Annotated in this window: 14 protein-coding genes; 12 read left to right on the top strand and 2 right to left on the bottom strand. The window is 48.0% G+C overall.

Annotation, left to right across the window (positions count from 1 at the left end; translation table 11 throughout):
* The first annotated feature begins 862 nt into the window (after positions 1-862).
* The 8 genes from ASG85_RS04310 to ASG85_RS04275 all read left to right on the top strand — a co-directional run bounded on the left by ASG85_RS04310 (position 863) and on the right by ASG85_RS04275 (position 12922).
* Positions 863-1825, top strand: coding sequence for an ABC transporter permease (locus ASG85_RS04310; protein WP_057303904.1), 963 nt, complete (start codon positions 863-865; stop codon positions 1823-1825).
* 18 nt (positions 1826-1843) lie between these two features.
* Entirely contained in the window at positions 1844-2725 is an 882-nt protein-coding gene (locus ASG85_RS04305; protein ID WP_060645456.1) for a carbohydrate ABC transporter permease, read from the top strand.
* A 153-nt stretch (positions 2726-2878) separates the two neighbouring features.
* Complete coding sequence (locus ASG85_RS04300; RefSeq protein WP_057303902.1) at positions 2879-4462, top strand: extracellular solute-binding protein; 1584 nt, start codon at positions 2879-2881, stop codon at positions 4460-4462.
* A gap of 89 nt (positions 4463-4551) precedes the next feature.
* Complete coding sequence (locus tag ASG85_RS04295) at positions 4552-5592, top strand: response regulator transcription factor (protein WP_060645455.1); 1041 nt, start codon at positions 4552-4554, stop codon at positions 5590-5592.
* On the top strand, positions 5589-7433 hold the full coding sequence (locus ASG85_RS04290) for a sensor histidine kinase (RefSeq protein WP_060645454.1): 1845 nt from the start codon (positions 5589-5591) through the stop codon (positions 7431-7433). Before ASG85_RS04295 ends, ASG85_RS04290 begins: the two co-directional genes overlap by 4 nt.
* Before the next feature lie 286 nt (positions 7434-7719).
* Positions 7720-8487, top strand: coding sequence for an SDR family NAD(P)-dependent oxidoreductase (locus ASG85_RS04285; RefSeq protein ID WP_060645453.1), 768 nt, complete (start codon positions 7720-7722; stop codon positions 8485-8487).
* Entirely contained in the window at positions 8484-10577 is a 2094-nt protein-coding gene (locus ASG85_RS04280; RefSeq protein ID WP_060645452.1) for a heparinase II/III domain-containing protein, read from the top strand. The genes ASG85_RS04285 and ASG85_RS04280 overlap by 4 nt, the downstream gene beginning before the upstream one ends.
* 41 nt (positions 10578-10618) lie before the next feature.
* Complete coding sequence (locus ASG85_RS04275; protein ID WP_060645451.1) at positions 10619-12922, top strand: DUF4962 domain-containing protein; 2304 nt, start codon at positions 10619-10621, stop codon at positions 12920-12922.
* An 862-nt stretch (positions 12923-13784) separates the two neighbouring features.
* On the opposite strand, the gene ASG85_RS37590 is transcribed toward ASG85_RS04275, so the two are convergent.
* Positions 13785-13940, bottom strand: a complete 156-nt coding sequence (locus tag ASG85_RS37590; protein ID WP_156396413.1) for a hypothetical protein — start codon at positions 13938-13940, stop codon at positions 13785-13787.
* 27 nt (positions 13941-13967) lie between these two features.
* On the bottom strand, positions 13968-14135 hold the full coding sequence (locus tag ASG85_RS37585; protein ID WP_156396411.1) for a hypothetical protein: 168 nt from the start codon (positions 14133-14135) through the stop codon (positions 13968-13970).
* Between the two features lie 135 nt (positions 14136-14270).
* Here ASG85_RS37585 and ASG85_RS04265 point away from each other — a divergent pair, with 135 nt between their 5' ends.
* From ASG85_RS04265 to ASG85_RS04250, 4 genes are all read left to right on the top strand, one after another.
* Positions 14271-15623, top strand: a complete 1353-nt coding sequence (locus ASG85_RS04265; protein WP_057303895.1) for an extracellular solute-binding protein — start codon at positions 14271-14273, stop codon at positions 15621-15623.
* 94 nt (positions 15624-15717) lie between these two features.
* Positions 15718-16608 carry a carbohydrate ABC transporter permease gene (locus ASG85_RS04260; RefSeq protein WP_057303894.1) on the top strand — a complete coding sequence of 297 codons (891 nt, stop codon included), beginning with the start codon at positions 15718-15720 and terminating at the stop codon, positions 16606-16608.
* 17 nt (positions 16609-16625) lie between these two features.
* A complete protein-coding gene (locus ASG85_RS04255; RefSeq protein ID WP_082587963.1) occupies positions 16626-17507 on the top strand; it encodes a carbohydrate ABC transporter permease in 882 nt (293 codons plus the stop codon).
* Between the two features lie 83 nt (positions 17508-17590).
* The gene (locus ASG85_RS04250) at positions 17591-19438 is read left to right on the top strand and encodes a sensor histidine kinase (protein ID WP_057303893.1); all 1848 of its coding nucleotides are present in this window, start codon (positions 17591-17593) and stop codon (positions 19436-19438) included.
* Positions 19439-19440: the final 2 nt, after the last annotated feature.

Here is a 19440-nt window from a genome sequence, read left to right as displayed (position 1 = left end):
GCAGCCCGGTTTTAGCGATGAAAAACATGCTTACAAGCAAGGAAATTCCCATAAAGGCAAAGTAGATAGAAAATAACGATGAAATTCATCGTTAGAGTGATGGCATTCAGCAGCAGCCCGACTTTAACGATGAAAAACAACCTTACGAGCAAGGGAATTCATATAAAAGCAAAGTAGATGCATTATAACGATGAATTTCATCGTTAAAAAGGTGCTTTTGAGCAGCAGCCCGACTTTAACGATGAAAAACAACCCTACAAGCAGAAAATTTCACTTAAGAGCCAAGTAGCATGAGTGGGGATAGGACGTGTTGGGAGTTGGAGGGGATTTGGATATTCGGAAGCGGGCCCTGACTGAGCGCGGAAAACGCACTACACCACAAGCATTTTGTGCATCAAAATCTCAGCGATGAATGTCTGTTGGAGGGTTTTATATGCAAAATGTGCAGCTAATTTCTCCCAAAAGCGTTCAAAATCACGCTTTCCTGGGAAATTTGTTGTAGGAAACGCAGCTAATTCATCAGTTCAGCATAGGTTGAGGCAAATTAGCTGCATGTTTCGTAGCAAAAGGTGTTGAGATCTTACGCATGTCGCGCGATAGACGGGGAGATGTTCAACGCTGTAGAGGACGGATGCTAGCAGCCGAAGACTTCTTTTGTGATTCTCATATTCTTCCCGCGCATCCCGCCGTCCAGCGCAAGCCGCCCCTCCGCCCCCCCATACGTCCAAAACAAGCTGCAACGCGGCACTTCTCCCACCTAAAAAAAACACAAGTGAGTGAAAAGACAATCCATTGTTGCAAGCGCTTTAGCGGGGTACGATGTAGGTATAACATCAGCGAAGAATAGTGAGGGGGGCCAAGAATGGCGGTCAACGCACAAGCGGTAAAAAAGATGAATCAGCGCTCGCAGGTACGTAAAGGTAGATCCTTTCTGCGAACGTTCTGGAAGTATAAGGCACTGTATTTGATATCGCTGCCGGGGATTTTGTATTTTATTGTTTTCAAGTATGTGCCTTTGTTAGGTTCAGTTATTGCTTTTCAAGATTACAACATTTTTGATGGCTTCACGGGAAGTGAATGGGTTGGGTTTGAGCATTTCACTCGAATGTTTGCCCATTATGACTTCCTCAAGATCTTGAAGAATACGATTCTGATCGGCATTTACGACTTGGTACTGGCTTTTCCGGCGCCGATCATTCTCGCCTTGCTGCTTAATGAGCTGCGCGTTGTCGTGTACAAGCGGTTACTTCAAACCGTTGTTTACATGCCTCACTTCTTATCGTGGGTTATTGTGAGCGGGATTGCGATCGGTATTCTTTCTCCTTCAACGGGGGCTTTGAACCATCTCATTACTTGGCTAGGATTCGAGCCGATTTATTTCATGGGTGAAGAGTCATGGATTCGTACAGTGCTCATTTCTTCGGGTATTTGGCGTGATTCCGGTTACGGTACGATCATTTATTTGGCCGCGCTGGCAGGAATTAATCCGGATCTGTATGAAGCTTCTGAGGTGGATGGCGCGAACCGCTGGAGACAAACCATTTCAATTACGCTCCCGTCGCTTCTACCAACCATTATGATCTTGTTCCTTCTTCATATCGGTAAATTTTTGGACTTTGGCTTCGAGCGTGTTTACGTGTTCCTGAACCCTCTGAATAAAGAAAATGGTGAAATTCTAGACACGTATATTTACACTGCGGGGTTGTTAGGTCAGCAGTTTAGCTATACGACGGCGATCGGACTTTTCAAAGCACTAGTTGGCGTAATTTTTATTGTTACGGGTAATATTTTAAGCAAAAAAACAACGGGTGAAAGCTTGTACTAAGACGGAGGTGAACGCTTTATGAATCGCAAGCCGACAGCCGGCTGGCAAGTTTTTAACATCTTTAATGTGCTATTTCTGACACTTCTATCGCTAGCGATGCTCCTGCCGTTCTTAAACGTGCTGGCCCAATCGTTCAGTTCTTCGGAAGCCATTGTGAATGGGAAGGTATTATTCTTGCCTGTTCAATTTACATCGATCAACTACCAATATGTGTTTAGCGATGCGGCGATCTGGCGTTCCTTCGGAGTGACCGTGTATATTACAGTAGTGGGTACTTTGATCAATCTGATCGCCACGGCATCGCTAGCGTATCCGGTGTCTCGACCCGAGTATGCTGGCCGCAATGTTGTCGTTATTATGGTTCTCATTACAATGGTTTTCACAGCTCCGCTGATTCCTAACTTTATTTTGATGAAAAATTTACACCTGACGAATTCGCTCTGGGCCTTATTGCTTCCAGGTGCCATCAGTGCTTTCAATTTTTTCATTATGCGGTCATTTTTCTTACAAATTCCGAGTGAATTGATTGATTCCGGGCGTATCGACGGCTGCTCCGAGCTTCGGATGATCTGGAATATCATTCTGCCTTTGTCCAAGCCGGTCATGGCCTCGCTGGGGATCTTCTATGCGGTGGGTCACTGGAATACGTACCAAAGTGCACTGTACTATATTAACAAGCCTGCCTTATGGCCGCTTCAGGTAAAGCTCCGTCAATTGATTGTGTCTGAGGATATTAGTATTGATCCGAACGCTTCCCAATTCAGCGGACTTGCTCATATGGATCCCGAAGGCATCAAGATGGCGACCATTATTATTGCGACGATCCCCATTATTCTGATCTATCCGTTCTTGCAGCGCCATTTTGTCAAAGGAATGATGGTTGGTTCTGTAAAATCTTAAGGAAATAGTGCTGAATGAATTCAACCATTTCTACAGCATTCTAAAAAAAAGACAAATCGAACTAAAGACATTCCATATCGGCAATTTGTAAACGCTTTTACAATGAAGGTGTGAAAGCGTTCATATCTCAGTGAAATGAAAAGAGGGGTAGAAATGAAAAAATGGATTCCCACCACGATGGCAGCAGTAATGATGGCCAGTTTGCTGGTTGCTTGCTCTTCAAAAACCGCTGAACAACCGGCGTCAAGCGCGGCTGCTGGCACGACAAGCGCGAAGCCTGCTGAAAAAACGAAATTCTCCATCTCTTTGCGTACACTCGCATTCGGACATGTAGAGAAGTCGCCTGATATTAATCAAGACAAATGGGTGAAAAAATTAGAAGAGATGACGAACTCCGATATGAATATCGTACTTGTTCCTCACAAAGAATATGAGCAAAAAATGATTCAGATGTTTGCAACCAATGACATTCCTGACGTTGTACAGGGCAGTGGCGGTGTGAACGGTAAAGAAATGGCAGGTTCCGTGAAGGCTGGCGTGTTCACGCCGCTTGATGAATTACTGAAGAAGTATGGACCGAATCTGCTTAAAAAAGTGCCAAAAGACGCTTGGGATAACGTAACTTACCAAGGTAAAATTTTCGCCATTCCGGAATACTTGTCCAACCCGTCCCGTCGCTCTATCTTCATTCGTAAAGATTTGCTTGATAAAACAGGCCTAGGGGTTCCTAAAACAGTTGACGAGTACATGGCCGTACTTCGCAAGTTCAAAGAAATGGGCGTTGAGAACCCGTACATGGGTCGTGAAAACTTCAAGTATTCAGACTCCTTCTTTGGCGCATACGATGTGTTCCCTTATCTATCCATGTTCGAGAAGCAAGGCGATCAAGTTCTGCCGAAGTTCTTCGACACAGAGAATATGACGAAAGCACTGACAACGTACAAAACGATGTTTGATGAAGGCTTGATCAACAAAGAGTTCGCAACGATCAACGCTACAGTGTTCAAAAACACCATCCTTGCGGGTAAAGCAGGTATGTGGTCCATGAACGCGAATGAATTGCTGCAATGGGAAACACAGCTGAAAACAACCGTTCCAACGGGCGATATCGAGATCATCGCATCGCCGACAGGACCAGATGGCAAAGGCGGCCACTACTTGTACGGACCTGCTCCGCGTGCGTACTTCATCAATAAAAATGCTAAAAATGCTGCGCAAATTATCCAGTTTTTTGATTGGATGATGTCAGATGAGGCAGAGAAATTCTTTACCTTCGGTATCGAAGGTGACACGTACAAAACGGTGGATGGCAAAATCGACTACAAAGCACCAACGGATACGGCGGGTGTCGATGAAGAGCGTTACCGTCAATCCTTCTTGTGGCTTGTCCAAGATACGACTTATAATAAAGGGACACTAAGCTTAACGGACGAAGGTAAGAAATTAATGAATGTCTATGATACAACGTTAAAGAATGAAGGACGCGACGGTATCAGCTTCGAGCCACGTCTTGAATCTTTAATGAAAAATCCGGATATTTCGCCGCTTTCCGACCAAGCACCTCCAGTCATTCTTCAACATATGGTCAAAATGGTATACGGCAAAGAGCCGATCTCCGATTGGCCGAAAGTATTGGAAGAGTGGAAATCCAAAGGCGGCAACGAAGTAATCAAGGAAGCAACAGAGAAATTCAATAGTAAAGATTCCGGTACGACGGTGTCGATGCCGCGTAAATAAGCTCATCTGCTGAGCATGACCGCCTCCTCACGTGCCAACCAGCCCGTGGGGAGCGTGCATTTCATAAGGGTTTGAAAGGAGCATTCCTCATGTACCGCATACTCATTGTCGATGACGAACCGATGATACGCAAAGGATTACAGAAACTCGTTGAACAATCGGAGCTCCCCATCGAAAGCCTGCGAACGGCTGAGAATGGCGTTGTCGCGCTGCAGCGGATTCAAGAGGAACGACCTGACTTCCTGTTCACCGATATTCGGATGCCTAAGATGGATGGACTGGAACTATGTGCTCGTGTTGCAGAAATGGATGCGGACATACAAGTCGTGGTCATTTCCGGTTATGGTGATTTCGAATATGCGCAGAAATGCGTGTCTTACGGGGTGAAAGAGTACTTACTGAAGCCCGTCAACATTAAGGGATTTCAGCATGTGTTAGAGAAGCTAATTCGTAACCAAAGTAAAGTAAGCTCCGAATCCTTCGTTGCTGTAACGAAGTTGGAGCAGTGGGCTGGCCGTATGGAGCAAGCCGTGTGGATGCTGCAGCAGGCGGAATTAAACGGTGTGGTAGAGGAAATTCAGGCGGAGTTGAAGGCCAATAAGCTGAAGCTCAACCGGGTTAGCGATATTTTGCAAGAGATCCACACCCTCCTGCACCAAAGGTTAAATGTGAGGGATGTATATTTCATGCAGGGTGAGCTTGATTTAACCGGTGCTGTGAGCGAGGAGGAAGCTTGGCTTCGTTTCACGACTGCGATCAGCGGGTACCTGGATGAGCTTCGAATCAAACGCAAAGGCAAGCTTAAGGACCCTGTTGAGGAAGCCAAACACTATATAGAGACGCATCTCGCTGAGGAAGTATCCTTGGAAGAGGTAGCTGACTTTATCGGGCTTAATCCTTCTTATTTCAGCCAACTGTTTAAGCAATGTACGGCGGAAACATTCGTGCAGTACCGCACACGCAGACGCATGGAGAAGGCGAAGAAGCTGCTTCAACAGCCGCAGTGGCGAATTACCGATATCTCGGGTGAGGTTGGTTACGCCGATCATCCCCATTTTACAAAAACATTTAAGAAATACGAAGGTTGCCTACCTTCTGAATATCGACAACAAATGGGTATCCGTTCATGAAAAGAAAGACGTTATCAGGTCAAATTTATACGTACTTTCTCATTGTGATCGTGCTGTCCCTTTTGTCCGTAGGCGCTGTATCCTATTGGCAATCATCGCGGGCGTTAGACGACCAAGTGAAGCAGTATATGGAGCAAATGGTCGATAGTGCGAACTATCAGACAGATAGTTACTTGCAGGCTTATGAGCTGCTTAGTAATGCCTTTTCATCCAACTCTGATGTCAGGAATTTTATGGAAATAAAGCCTGACGACGCATATGAATATTATGTGTATTCGGATAAAATCAAGAAATTTTCGGAATCGTCCGTTCAATCCGTTGTCACCTTGTACAAACAGTTGAACATGATTTATGTCGTCGGTAAGCATGGGCGTTCCTTCATTTATGAGAATCAGAATCTACTGAACCTCGATCCCGTACTCGTACAAGAACAATTCGATAACCTAATGAAGATTGCGGGTGACGGCAAAATTGCGCTGCTGAATATGAGCATTCGTCCTGTTGATCAAGGATCAGTCGTAACGATGGCCCGTAAAGTAAGAGGACCTTCTTACGGCGACGAGAATCGTGGGGTAGTTGCTATTGAGATCAAGCTAGATGAACTGGCAAAGACTTGGGATCGTGTGAGTTTGGGGAAAAAGGGCTTTTTCTTCATCGTGGATGATGCCGGTAACTACATCTATCCTCGTTCGATGAGCGAGCGGAAGCCTCAAGACGAACTGTCATCGCTCGTTTTGGCGAGTGGCAATCAGACATTCCTTCATAAATACAACGGGGAAGAACGTATGTTTGTATCAAGGAAATCCGGTTATTCCGATTGGAACCTTGTCGCATCGATGCCAGTTGAGGAACTGCGCCGACCAGCTAATACCATTCGAACGACAACAATTATCGTTGGTCTGGTTACACTGGCTATCGCATTATGGCTAGCCTACCGTTTCGGTCGGTCTATAATTGCCCCTATACGAGGGTTAAAGGATGGCATGCGGGAAACGGAAAAAGGAAACTGGCAGTACATCGAGGAGATTGGCCGAACGGACGAGATCGGCGGACTTATTCACAGCTACAACCTGATGGTGACCCGTCTTTCCGATATGATCGAACGGGTGTATGAGGCCGAGCTGGAGCAGCAGAAGAACCAGCTTGAGCTAGGTGAGACGAAGCTTGAACGGCAGCGGGCAGAATTTCAGTCCTTGCAGCTGCAGATCAATCCGCATTTTTTATATAACACGTTGGAAACGATCAATTGTTATGCAATAGTTCAGGATTCTAGTGAAATAACCGAGATGGTAGAAGCAATGGCTTTCATGCTCCGCTACTCGGTGCAGACGAATTTAGAAGAGATTACGGTAGCGAATGAACTGAATCATGTGCGCAATTATATGATTGTTTTGCAGCACCGGACGGGAAAAGAGTTTGAAATTGATGTCGCCATACCGCCAGGCTTGCTGTTGGAGAAGATGGTTCGGTTGACTTTGCAGCCGCTCATCGAGAATGTTTTCCAACATGCATTCCCAGATGGTGTGGAACCGCATCATTTCATACGCATCGATGCTCGCAAAGAAGGCGGATTGTTCCAAGTGTTCATCCAGGATAATGGCACAGGCATCAAGCCGGAGCGGCTCGCCGAGCTGCGCACGAAGCTGGAGGAAAACCGCTTGGCAGAGCCGGAAGAGACAGGCGATTTACAAGGTGGCGGGATTGGACTAATGAACGTCCACCGACGGATTCAGATGGTGTTCGGCGAGGCCTACGGGCTGTCTATAGACAGTGAATGGGGACGAGGGACCTGTTTAACGATGACCATGCCGGAGACGGTGAGGCCTCGGTTGCGTGGGTGAGCTGGAGCGGAACTCGGGGACAGCCATTGGATTCAGAACCAAGTGGAGAATAGCAGTCTCTAACGTCTCTTATTTCAACAATAATAGAGGGTAAATTGAAGTCCTTAGAGACTCTTATTCCCCCGAAAACTAGTTGAAATTTCATTTTTGGAGAGAATAGCAGTCTCTAAAGACTCTTATCCGAGCAATATTAGCTAATAGAGGGTAAATAGAAGTCCTTAGAGGCTCTTATTCTACTAATCAAGCAAAGATTGAATAATTTAACACATACATGGGAGGAATTCATATGAATATCGATTTGACGGGGAAAATTGCACTGGTGACAGGATCTAATGCGGGGATTGGGCGCGCAATTGCACTAGCTTTGGCTAGCAATGGGGCGAAGGTTGGTGTGAACTGCTTAAATAACGTTGCACAAGGTCAGGAAGTTGTAGCAACCATTCAAGCGGCAGGCGGCCAGGCCGTATTGGTACAGGCGGATGTGACGAATTTGGAGCAAATCGACAGACTCGTGAGTGAAGTTGAGCAAGCATTGGGGGGGACGATTGATATTCTCGTGAACAATGCAGGCCATCTCGTTCAGCGTGTTGCGAATTCTGAAATGTTCGAAGAGATGTACAACCGAATCATGGATGTAAATTTAAAGAGTGCCGTGTTCATGTCCAAAAGAGTGCTTGCCGGCATGAAAGCGAAAGGCTACGGCCGTATCGTCAATATGACATCGGTTGCTGCGCATAACGGCGGTGGACCAGGTTCCAGCATATATGCAGCTAGTAAAGCAGCTGTACAAACGTTCTCCAAGGGATTAGCCAAGGAAGTGGCGGCAAGTGGAATTACCGTCAACAACGTCTCTCCTGGCTTTATCGGCAATACGATGTTCCACGCGACATTCACGACGGACACCGCACGCCAAGCAACTGTGAATGGCATTCCGCTGCAGCGTGAGGGAACACCGGATGATGTAGCAGGTGCTGTGCTTTACCTTGCTTCCGATCTAGCTGCATACGTAACGGGTGAAACGATCGAAATCAACGGCGGGATGATGATGCGATGAGTACCGCGCTGAGGCTCGGCGAAAAGCTGGAAAAACTGACTTGGGCAGGCCGCACAGCACACATATTGAAAGAGGAAATTGATAGGCTGCAGCAAGCAGGCAGCCTTTCCATTCCTAAGGAACCTGGGGGGTGGTGGCACCAGTATGTCTGTCCACACCATCACACCGAACTGACGTTCGATTCGATGCAGGTGGATGCGTCCGAATTTCTATGTCCGCACGGCTGCAAAATCGAGGGAGAAGCTTACCGAGGCGCTTGGCTCGTGTTCAAGCACCAGTCCCTTGCGCGGGTGGCTTTACAGTCAGCAGCTGTCTTTGCAGCGCTGGGCGAAAAGTCGTACGCGCAGATTAGTAAAAGGCTGCTCGTAGAGTACGCTGCGCAGTTTCCGCTCTACCCCGTGCATCCGGAAGCTCAGAGCTGGATGCTGAAGGGGCGTGCTTTTCACCAGGCGCTGACCGAGGCGATCTGGTCCACGACCTTGATTCGCGCTTACTTGCTACTGCGCGATGAGGGTGTTGTTTTCGAGGCGAAGGAGCAGGCGGCGATTGATGCCTTCCTGGGTTTGCTCGCTGGTAGTATGGAAGAATACCGGCACATCCTGATACATGAGCGGAACAATGCGGAGAACAACTACACCGCTTGGCTGAACGCGTCATTATCTTGTGTATATGCCGCTCGCGGAGAGCAAGCGGCTTTGGAAGCGCTCATTGAAGGCCAAGGCGGCTTCAAGCATCACTTATCGATCGGCGTGAAGGCCGATCAGCTGGAGTTCGAAGGAAGCACGTACTACCACGTATTCGTGCTTCGGGCGTACTTAATCTCTGCAGAGATGGCGCAGCGATTCGGGATTGATCTCTACGCCACGACAGGCGCAGGCGGCCAATCCATGCGCGGCATGCTAGAGGCGCTGGCCGATCTGGCCGACGACCAGGGCGCGCTGCCCGCCCTGCATGACGGGCCGCTGGCGCGGGAGCCTTACGCCCGCGAGATCGCCGAGATCGCTGAGCAGGGGCTCGCGATCTACGGCATCGCCGGGCTAGCGCCGGTCCTGCGCGAAGCGTACCGGCAGCTAGGCGCTGCCGTCGGCGAGCAGCTCGAGGCGCTGCTCTACGGCGCTGGCGAGGCCGCTGACCGCGCGCCTGCCCTAGAGCCGCGTGGGTCGCGGCTCTGGCCGGACGCCGGCTTCGTGATCGGCCGCGCAGCCGGGAACCCGCTGTCGTTCCTCGCCGATTTCGGCGAGCATGGCGGGTCCCACGGCCATTACGACAAGCTGCATCTGACGTTGATGCACACGGAGCAAACCCCGACGCCCGATTTCGGGATGGTGCCTTACGGCTCACCCATGCGGAAATCGTGGTTTGCCGAAACCGCCAGCCACAACACCGTGTCGCTGGATGGCCGATCCCAAGCGCCGCATGAAGGACGCTGCGTCCGCTATGAGGCTAACGATTCGACCGTGTACGTTTGGCTTCAGTCAACAGAAGCCTACGAAGGGTGCACGTTGAATCGCCATTTGCTGCTCACAGGCGAGTGGCTGCTCGATTGGTTCCAAGCCGAGCTTGCGGGCGAAGAGCAGAAGAGCATCGAGTGGTGGATGCATCCAGTTGTTCAAACGCATTCGGAGCAGTTGCATAGCCGGGATGAAGTTTACAAGCTTCTCATTGAACAGAAGGATGCTGCTTCAGGTACCGTCGCTGACTCCGTGCAAGATCTGCCGATCATCGGCCAGTTCGTGCCTAGCGATTCCGTCGACGCAAGCGGTTCGGCCCAATTGCACGTATCCTATGCCTTTGGCTCTGATCTTAACGGCTCCACCACGACCTTATTCCACACGGCGCTTGTTCAACCTGGCGATGAGATACTCGCTGTACGGACACCGGGCGACTCCGTTGATCCGAGTCAGCCGCTTACAGCGATGCTTCACCGTTGCAATGATCGTAAAGCTGACTTTATTCATGTGTATCGTGCAGGCAGCAATGCTGAACTCACACGCTTTTCCGCACAGGAAATTGCCATTTCAGTTCCGGGACAAACGAATAGCTCCAAACGCATTCAATTAACAGCAGATAAAGGCTTGCTTTTTATATAAGATAATTTCCACTAGAGAACCCACCCGGGAGGAGAATGGATATGACTTCATTGTCGCCATTATACGAACCGCAGAGCGGCGTTTTAACTGTACAATACGAACCGAATGAGCAGACCGTACTGCTGGAAAACCCACCTCGTTTCACGTGGATTCCTGCACAATTGGAGCATGATCGCTATGTACTGCAAATCTCGCATTCTGAGGCCTTCTCTCAGGCTGACACACAAACGATAAAGCCGGTTCCATATAACTTATATACACCGGATGATGCGCTAACCCCAGGTACATATTTCTGGCGGTACGCCCTTCTCCAGGAAGATGGCACACAAACCGTCTGGAGCCTCGTTCGACGCTTCGAGGTGCCAGCCGATTTACCGGAAACTCCGCTGCCTAGCAGAGAACGCCGATACGCGGAAGCTTCTTCCCAGCATCCTAGACTATGGCTTCAGTCTGCTGAGCTCGACGCCTTCCGCAGTGCGCTAGCTGCAGATCAGACCTATTGCGGATTTGATGTCTTCTACGAGAAATCTGTTAAGCCTTGGATCGAACGTGAGCTGATTGCAGAGCCGCTGCCGTATCCGGGAAATAAGCGAGTAGCTAAGCTATGGCGCCAAATGTACATGGATACCCAAGAAGCTCTCTATGCGGTTCGCCATCTCGTGGTGGCCGGTACGATTTTGATTGACGAAACGCTGCTGGATCGCGCGAAAACGTGGCTGCTCCATCTCTGCAGCTGGGACGTGAACGGTACAACAAGCCGCGACTATAACGACGAAGCCTCCTTCCGTATGGCTGGAGCTATCGCATGGGGCTATGACTGGCTTTATGCTCGGTTAACTGAGGATGAGCGGAAGCAGGTGCGGCAGGTTCTGCTCGCCCGTACGCGTCAAATCGCCCAACATGTTATTGAGCATTCCAAGATCCATCATGTGCCGTTCGACAGTCATGCGGTGCGTTCGTTATCGAGTGTACTGGTGCCGTGCTGCATCGTGCTCTTGAATGAGGAGCCGGAAGTTCGCGAATGGCTCGATTATACCCTTGAATACTATGCGTGCTTATATTCGCCTTGGGGCGGGTCGGACGGAGGTTGGGCGGAAGGTCCGATGTATTGGACGACTGGGATGGCCTTTGTTACGGAAGCGATGAATTTGCTGAAAAAATATACAGGCATTAACTTTTATAAAAGACCGTTTTTCACGAAAACAGGCGATTTCCCGCTTTACGCATTCAGCCCAGATACCCTTCGCGCAAGCTTCGGTGACCAATCGACCCTTGGCGATCCGGTTAGCTTGAAAACTGGCTTTAACATCCGTCAGTTCGCTGGTGTAACCGGTAACGGTCTGTACCAGTGGTATTTTGAGCGGGTACGTGAAACGGATACCGATTCGGAAATGAAATTCTACAACTATGGTTGGTGGGATTTCCGTTTCGACGAAATGGTCTACCGTCATGATTATCCGCAAGTGGAAGCTATCGCTCCAACTGACGCGAATATCGAGCCGGTCAAATGGTTCCGCGACATCGGCTGGGTAGCGTTTCACTCGCAAATGGCCGATCCGGAGCGCCATATCATGCTGCTGACGAAGAGCAGCAAATACGGCTCCGTCAGCCATAGTCACGGCGACCAGAATGGCTTCCTGCTGCATGCTTATGGGGAACCGCTTGCCATTGAAAGCGGTTATTACGTGGCATTCAGCAGCACAATGCACATGAACTGGCGCAGACAGACGCGTTCGACGAACAATATTTTGATTGACGGTTTAGGCCAATACGCAGAGAAGAATAAAGTGCTGAACATGGCTGCTAACGGGTTCGTTGAAGTTGCCGAGCAGCGCAAAGGCTACGGTTATTCCCGTAGTAACGCAACCGCAGCATATAAGGAGTACGTTCCGTATTTGGAGCGTTATGTGCGCGAGCTTTACTTCTTCGGAACGTACGTTGTTGTCGTCGACCATATCGACCTGTCGCAGGCAGGTTCTATTGACTGGCTGTTCCAGACGCTGTATGAAATGAAGCTGAACGGACAGACTTTCAAAGTCCAAGGCCGCAAGGCGGATATGGACGGGCGTTTCGTCTATTGCTCATCCGGTGAGCTGGAGCTGACGCAGCATGAAGGCTTTACGGATGTGGATCCAGCCGAAATCGAGGGACTGCCGCTGCATTGGCATCTCAAGGCAACAACCAAGCCTGCGCGCAGCCACCGCATTGCAACACTCCTTGTGCCGATCAAGCACGGCGAGCCGAAATACGTGTCCTATTTCATGGACGATCAGGGCTTCGACACACATATTTATTTCACCGAAGATGGTGTCACGCATAGAGTCGAGGTTCCGAAGGCTTACTAGTCTTTACAAGCTGCACTCATCATTTATCTTTAAAGATCGACCTCTTATTCGCTGAACTAGCGAGAGAGGTTGATCTTTTTTGCTGTACTAGGCAGCTATTTTTTTAAAATAGAAAACTGATTATTATTGTATGGGTAGCTATAGGTTCAAGGAGTGTGAATAAGTGTCTATTCAGCTAGAAGGGAGGATATCTTTTGTTTATAGTCGGATATAGGTAGGGGTTCGAAAGAGGGGAAAGATTTGAGTTGTAACTAGAGGATTTGAAATTGATGAGATAGCTGAAAGTAATCGAGATGGGGATAGGAGATAGGAGATAAGAGATAAGAGACAGGAGATAGGAGACAGGAGACAGGAGACAGGAGATAAGAGATAAGAAATAAGAAATAAGGTATAAGAAATAAGTGAAAGGAGATAAGAAGTGAGAGGTGAGAGTAAAATGAGAAGTGAGAAGTGAGAAGTGAGAAGTGAGAAGTGAGAACGGCGAGTGGTGATGGATGATAGATGATAGATGATAGATGAAAGGTTCTGAGTTCGAAATTTCATCTAACTCATGCTGGCTTAGGATGCCGAATGAATTAATCGAGGGTTCGAAATAGCAACTGAATGCTTTGGTATTAGAAGAATTAGATCATTTTATCGAAATAAAGGAGCTAATAGTAAAAGCTGATGTCTGAAAGTTGTACAGCGTACAACATTTTCCTGGGTATTATCTCTTTTTACTAGAAGTGTTGTACTTTGTACAACAACTTTACCGTATTTCACCCAAAATGGGCTCTTTTAAGTAAAATTGTTGTATTTTCTGCAACATTCGCCTCAGAAACGCCGTTTATCCAGATTATTGTTGTATAAAATACAACTTGGGTCACTCCCGCTGCAGATTCCACTCCGTCACTCCAACCTGACGCCTCCATTCCAGCACTCCACCAGCAAATCTGATTAGTCTTTCTCTCCTGTCGCCCCTCAGCGATCCCCCCAGCCACCAACCTGCCGCCGCCCCACCGGCAATACCATTAGTCACTCCAATCTACCTTCTCCACACTAGCATCTAAACAGCCACTCGAACCAGCCGCCACTCCACCAGCATTCTCATTTTAGTCACTCCTACTTGCCACCACCGCACCAGCAATCCATTAGTACTCCCCCAGCCACCAATCTGCCACCACGCACCAGCAATCCCACTAGTCACTCCACCAGTCTCCACCAGTCCTCCCACCCATCATTCCCCCCACTTCCAACATAAACCTATAAAAATTAAACATCATACCTATAGTTCCCACATTGTAAGGGTTGCCATATTCGAGCGATAATAAGGACATCAAGAACAACCAACAAACGAGGGGGATTCACATTGGTAACTAAATATAAAGCACTAAGCGTCGTTGCAGCTAGCTTGCTTACTATCAGCTTAACAGCATGCGGTGCAGGTGGAAGCACAACCGGCAGTACAACAGATACGAAAACAAGCGAGGCACCGACTGCGACAGCACAAGCTAAAAAGCAGGAGAACATCACGATCACGTTCCAAAATATATATCCGGATCCAACCGATCCCAAAAACGGCATGTTGAAGAAAATCGTTAACGATTACCAAACGAAAAATCCGAACATCAAAGTCGAGCTTGACTCCCTGAACACAGATCAACAAAAGCTGAAGCTCAAAACACAAGCCGCTTCCAAAGAGGTTCCCGACATCACGATCGTGAATCCGGCAGCGCAAATGAAGCCTTTCGTCGATGCTGGCCTGTTCGCGCCACTGAACGACATGGTGGATCAAAACGGATTAAAAGGGACGTTCCAAGAAGGTATTCTGAACTGGTACACGTTCAACAACAACATCTACGCACTGCCTGACGGTAACAACATTGCTGTTGTTTACTACAATAAAGATCTATTCAAGCAAGCTGGCGTTGAAGTGCCGAAGACGTTCGAAGAAATGGTTGCAACGGTAAAAACACTCAAAGGCAAAGGCATTCAGCCAATGGCGATCGGTGAAAAAGATTCCTGGACTGGTTCCTTCTTGTTCATGAACGTACTGCTTCGCACAAATGGCGGTCCTGGCTTCCTACAATCTGTCGTTGATGGCAAAAAGACGTTTGCTGATCCGGCATTCACAGAGGCAGTAAGCAGCTTCCAAGACCTGGTTCAAGCTGGTGCTTTCCAAGAGGGCGCAACATCTTTTGACTACAACGCAGGTGAAAACTTGTTCAAAACGGGCAAAGCCGCTATGTACTTCATGGGCAGCTGGGCAACGGGCGGAATCGAAACATCTTCCGTTAATGGTAAAGTTGGCGTGTTCAAATTCCCAACGGTTAAAGGTAAAGGGAATCCAGACGAGTTCATGCTTGCGCCAGGAAGCGCGTTCGCTATTTCTGCAAACAGCAAACATTTGAAAGAAACCAAGGATTTCTTGAACTACTTCATGCTGAACTTCCCTAAAGAAGCTTTCGCTGTAAAAGGTGCTGTAGGTATCGCACAAAAAGTAGATGGCGACTTCAAAGCCGCTGGTTACTCGGATATGGCGATGGAAGTGCTTGGCTTGTTCAAACAAGTAAAAGGCGGCGATCTTGCGTTCGACAATACGATGAACCCAGGAACAGCGCAAGGACACTTAACAAGCATCCAAAACCTTTTCGTACAGAAGAAAGATCCTGCTGAAGTGGGCAAAGAACACCAAACCGCTTACGAAACGAATAAAAAATAAGATGAATTAGCAGCCGAGTCGGAATTTATCTTGAGCGCCGCAATGGGCTGAAGGTAAATTCCGATTGGTTTATACCAGGAAGGAGGCGAGCCAAGTGAATGTGTTAAGAGTCTCCAAGTGGACAATTGCCATGTTTGTATTACCGTGTTTGCTGATCTATGTTAGTCTCGTTTTCGTCCCGATTCTCGTGTCTCTTTACAGTGGATTGCTGGATTGGAACGGAATTGGCGATTCGACATTCGTAGGTCTCAAAAATTTTCAAACGCTGCTATTCGCAGACCCTGTGTTCTGGCCGTCTGTTCGCCGTACATTGATGTTTGCTGTATTTTCTATGGCAGAAATTCCGATCGCTTTAGGTGTAGCTATACTCTTGAACCGATTTATCAAAAAACCGAATTTTCTCGTTTCGAGTTACTTTTTACCGGTTATTCTATCCGTCGTTATCATCGGTCAATTGTGGAAAACCATTTATAACCCCGCCGCGATGGGGGGCATGCTCAATCAAGTGCTCGATATGTTGAATTTGCATGGTTGGACGAGATCGTGGCTGACAGATCCTAAGATTGCGATGTATTCTCTCTATTTTGTAGCCCTATGGCAGTACTTGGGTTACCATACGCTGATCCAGTTTACCGGTATTCAGAACATCCCTGCTGATATTTATGAGGCAGCCCGGATTGACGGAGCCGAGGGGCTTAAAGCCGACTGGCATATTACTTTCCCTATGAATATTCCGATTTTTAAAATATCGATCGTCCTCGCCTTTATCGGCTCGCTGCAAGCGTTCGACATGGTCATGGTCATGACCGCAGGGGGACCGGCGCACGCGACAGACGTCATTTCCACACATATGTACAACATGTCCTTCCTCTCCATGAAATATGGTTACGGAAGCGCGATTGCGGCTTTCTTGGTCGGTATGTGTTTGATCGCAACGGTTGTTATTAATGCGGTATTCAACCGACTAGAGAGAAGATTTTCATGAAGGAGGGGAGTGTTACCATGCAGACCGCACGGGAAATAGCTTCGGCTAAACCTGCAACCATTCGGAGACGCAAACGCCTCTCTATCATCAAAATTATCGTGATCGCCTTTCTTTCCCTACTCGTGGTTACGCAAGTATATCCGCTGCTCTGGCTGGCTATTTACTCATTAAAAAGCAATGAAGAAATCCTGTCGGGCCAATTTTTCGCTCTTCCTCATACGCTTCAATGGAAGAATTTCACGGATGCGATCAAGGCCGGACACTATTTTCAATATTTGAAAAACAGCCTATTCGTCACTTCGGTTACGATGGTGAGCGTCCTGCTGCTCAGTTCTCTTACCTCGTTTGCCATCGCCCGATTCCGTTGGAAATACGGTCAGGTCGTGATGGTCATCTTCCTCATCGGAATGATGGTACCGCTGCAGGCCACGCTGTTGCCGCTCATGATTATTTTCAAAAATCTACACGCACTGAACACGCATATTTCAATCATTCTTCCTTATATAGCGTTCCAGACGCCGATTGCGGTCTTTATCCTCAGTGGATTTATGAAATCCATTCCGAGTGAGATTGAGGAATCCGCTGTTATGGATGGCGCGGGGGTTTTCCGGATCTTCCGCAGTATCATCTTACCAATTTCCATTCCTCCAATGATGACAGTCTGTATTTTAACTTTCATTAGTATTTGGAACGAATACATTCTCGCGGCGACTTTCATTTCGTCGGAGCGGCTGAAGACGCTGCCTTTCGGGGTGAACAGCTTCGTCAGTCAATATTCGGTCAATTACGGAGCAATCGGTGCCTTCCTTGTACTGGGCGCGCTGCCGGTCATTCTCATCTATTTCTTGTTAGCAGATAAAATTACAAAAGGTATGGTAGCGGGAGCGGTGAAGGGTTAATTTCACCCCTCTCTTTTTGCTGTTTCTTGGGGTGCCTATGATAAAATAGGAAGTAGCGTATAACGAAAGGAGACCGACAACCAGTGACACGAGGCTTACACTCCATTCATAACCGGCTATTTCTTCTCTTTATCTCCTGTATGTTAGTCCTCGTTCTTTTGGGAAGCGTCCTCTATTATAAGAAGACGACGGATATCATCCATAGTAAAATTAGTGATTTGGCGGAGAAAAATATTTCTCAAACGGTAGGTTTATTTGATTTGCTGCTGCAAGGCTATGACAGTATTACGAAGTCTCTGAATAGCAATTTTGAGCTGCTCAGATTAATCCAAGATCGCGACACCAATAAGGATGAAGCGATTAGCATTATTAATGAGCGCACGATTACCAATATCTTAGGGGCTATCTATTACTCGCGCGATGATATTGTCGGAATTCATGTGATTACGAACGCCGGCAAAAACTATAATTACGAACGAGGATTCCATAGTGTTATGGACACGAATTATCCATCCTCGGAGTGGTACCGGAAGCTGCAGGACTCCTCGGGAGAAATGGTATGGCTTGGCCTTTTCCAAGGCTCTGTCATCAATCAGTTTCAGAAGGATCCGTTATTCATATTCGGGCGCAAGCTGTACGATTTAACAGACCACCGGGTGATAGGCGTTATGCTCATTGAAACGAATCCGCAGCCGATTCTTGCCGCTCTTTCGAACGTCACCATCAGTCCAAACAGTCAGGTGTACATTGTTGACCGGGAAGATCGGATGATCGCTTCTACTGCGGCAGAGAAGGTCATTCCGCCTTCTTTCAGAGGGCTTCCGCGTCCTCAAACGAATGAGATCCTCGTTGATGATCGAACGGATCATCTCCTCGTTGCCGCGAAAGCGAAGATGTCAGATTGGACTGTGCTTGGTTTGACTCCAAAAGGTGATATCAACGCCGAGGTCGTGAAGACAAGAGAATATTTGTACGTGGTTATTGTTGTACTCGTTATTTTGTCAACCGCTTTGGCAAGTCTCATATCCCGCAACATCGCATCACCGCTCAAGCTCCTCATCCGCGAGATGAAGCAAGTGGAGATGGGGAATTTTAAAGGATCGGTGACGGTGAAGTCATTTGAGGAAATTAATTCGTTGGTTTCATCGTTTAACCGAATGGTGAATCGGATGGATGAGCTTATCGAGCGCATTACACTCTCTTCCATGAGTGAGAAGAATGCGGAGCTGCAGGCGCTTCAATCGCAGGTTAACCCTCATTTCCTCTATAACACCTTGGATATGATTTACTGGATGCTGGATGAGCGTGAGAACGATCGATTGGGCAAGGTGATCTTAGCCCTGTCTCATATGTTTCGATACAGCAGCGACTGGCAGGAAGCGTCTAAGACGACACTGCGGCAGGAGCTAGACCAAATGCGGCATTACATCACGATTATCGAAAGCCGTTTAGAGGGTAGGGTTAGTACAGACATACAAATAGACCCAGAAGTTCTTGATGTCAGTCTACCGAAAATGACCCTGCAGCCAATCATCGAGAACGCCGTTAAATATGGGCTGGAGCCTTCCCGAGAGCCGGGCAATCTCCGTGTATTTACGGAGGTTCATGAGCAAGAGCTTCATATCATTATTAAGGATAACGGGGTCGGCATCCCGGAGAGCACCTTAGAGGAAATGCAGGAAATGCTGCGCGCAGATACAACGGAGGGAAGTGGCGTGGTGGCTTCAATGAAAATGGAGCAAACTATAGCGCAAAGCTACGTCCAAGCGGCAAGACCTTCTGTGAAAACTAGGCGGGGTATTGGACTCACCAATGTTCACCGCCGCATAAAGTTAATGTTTGGAGATGCCTACGGGCTCCGTATTCATAGTGAACAAGGAGAAGGAACAACGGTCATCATCGCGATGCCGCTTCCTCGGAAAGGAATGTAAAC

The organism is Paenibacillus sp. Soil724D2, assembly GCF_001427935.1.
GTDB lineage: Bacteria > Bacillota > Bacilli > Paenibacillales > NBRC-103111 > Paenibacillus_E.
Note: the sequence above shows the minus strand (reverse complement) of the source record. Positions and strands in the feature narration are given on the sequence as shown.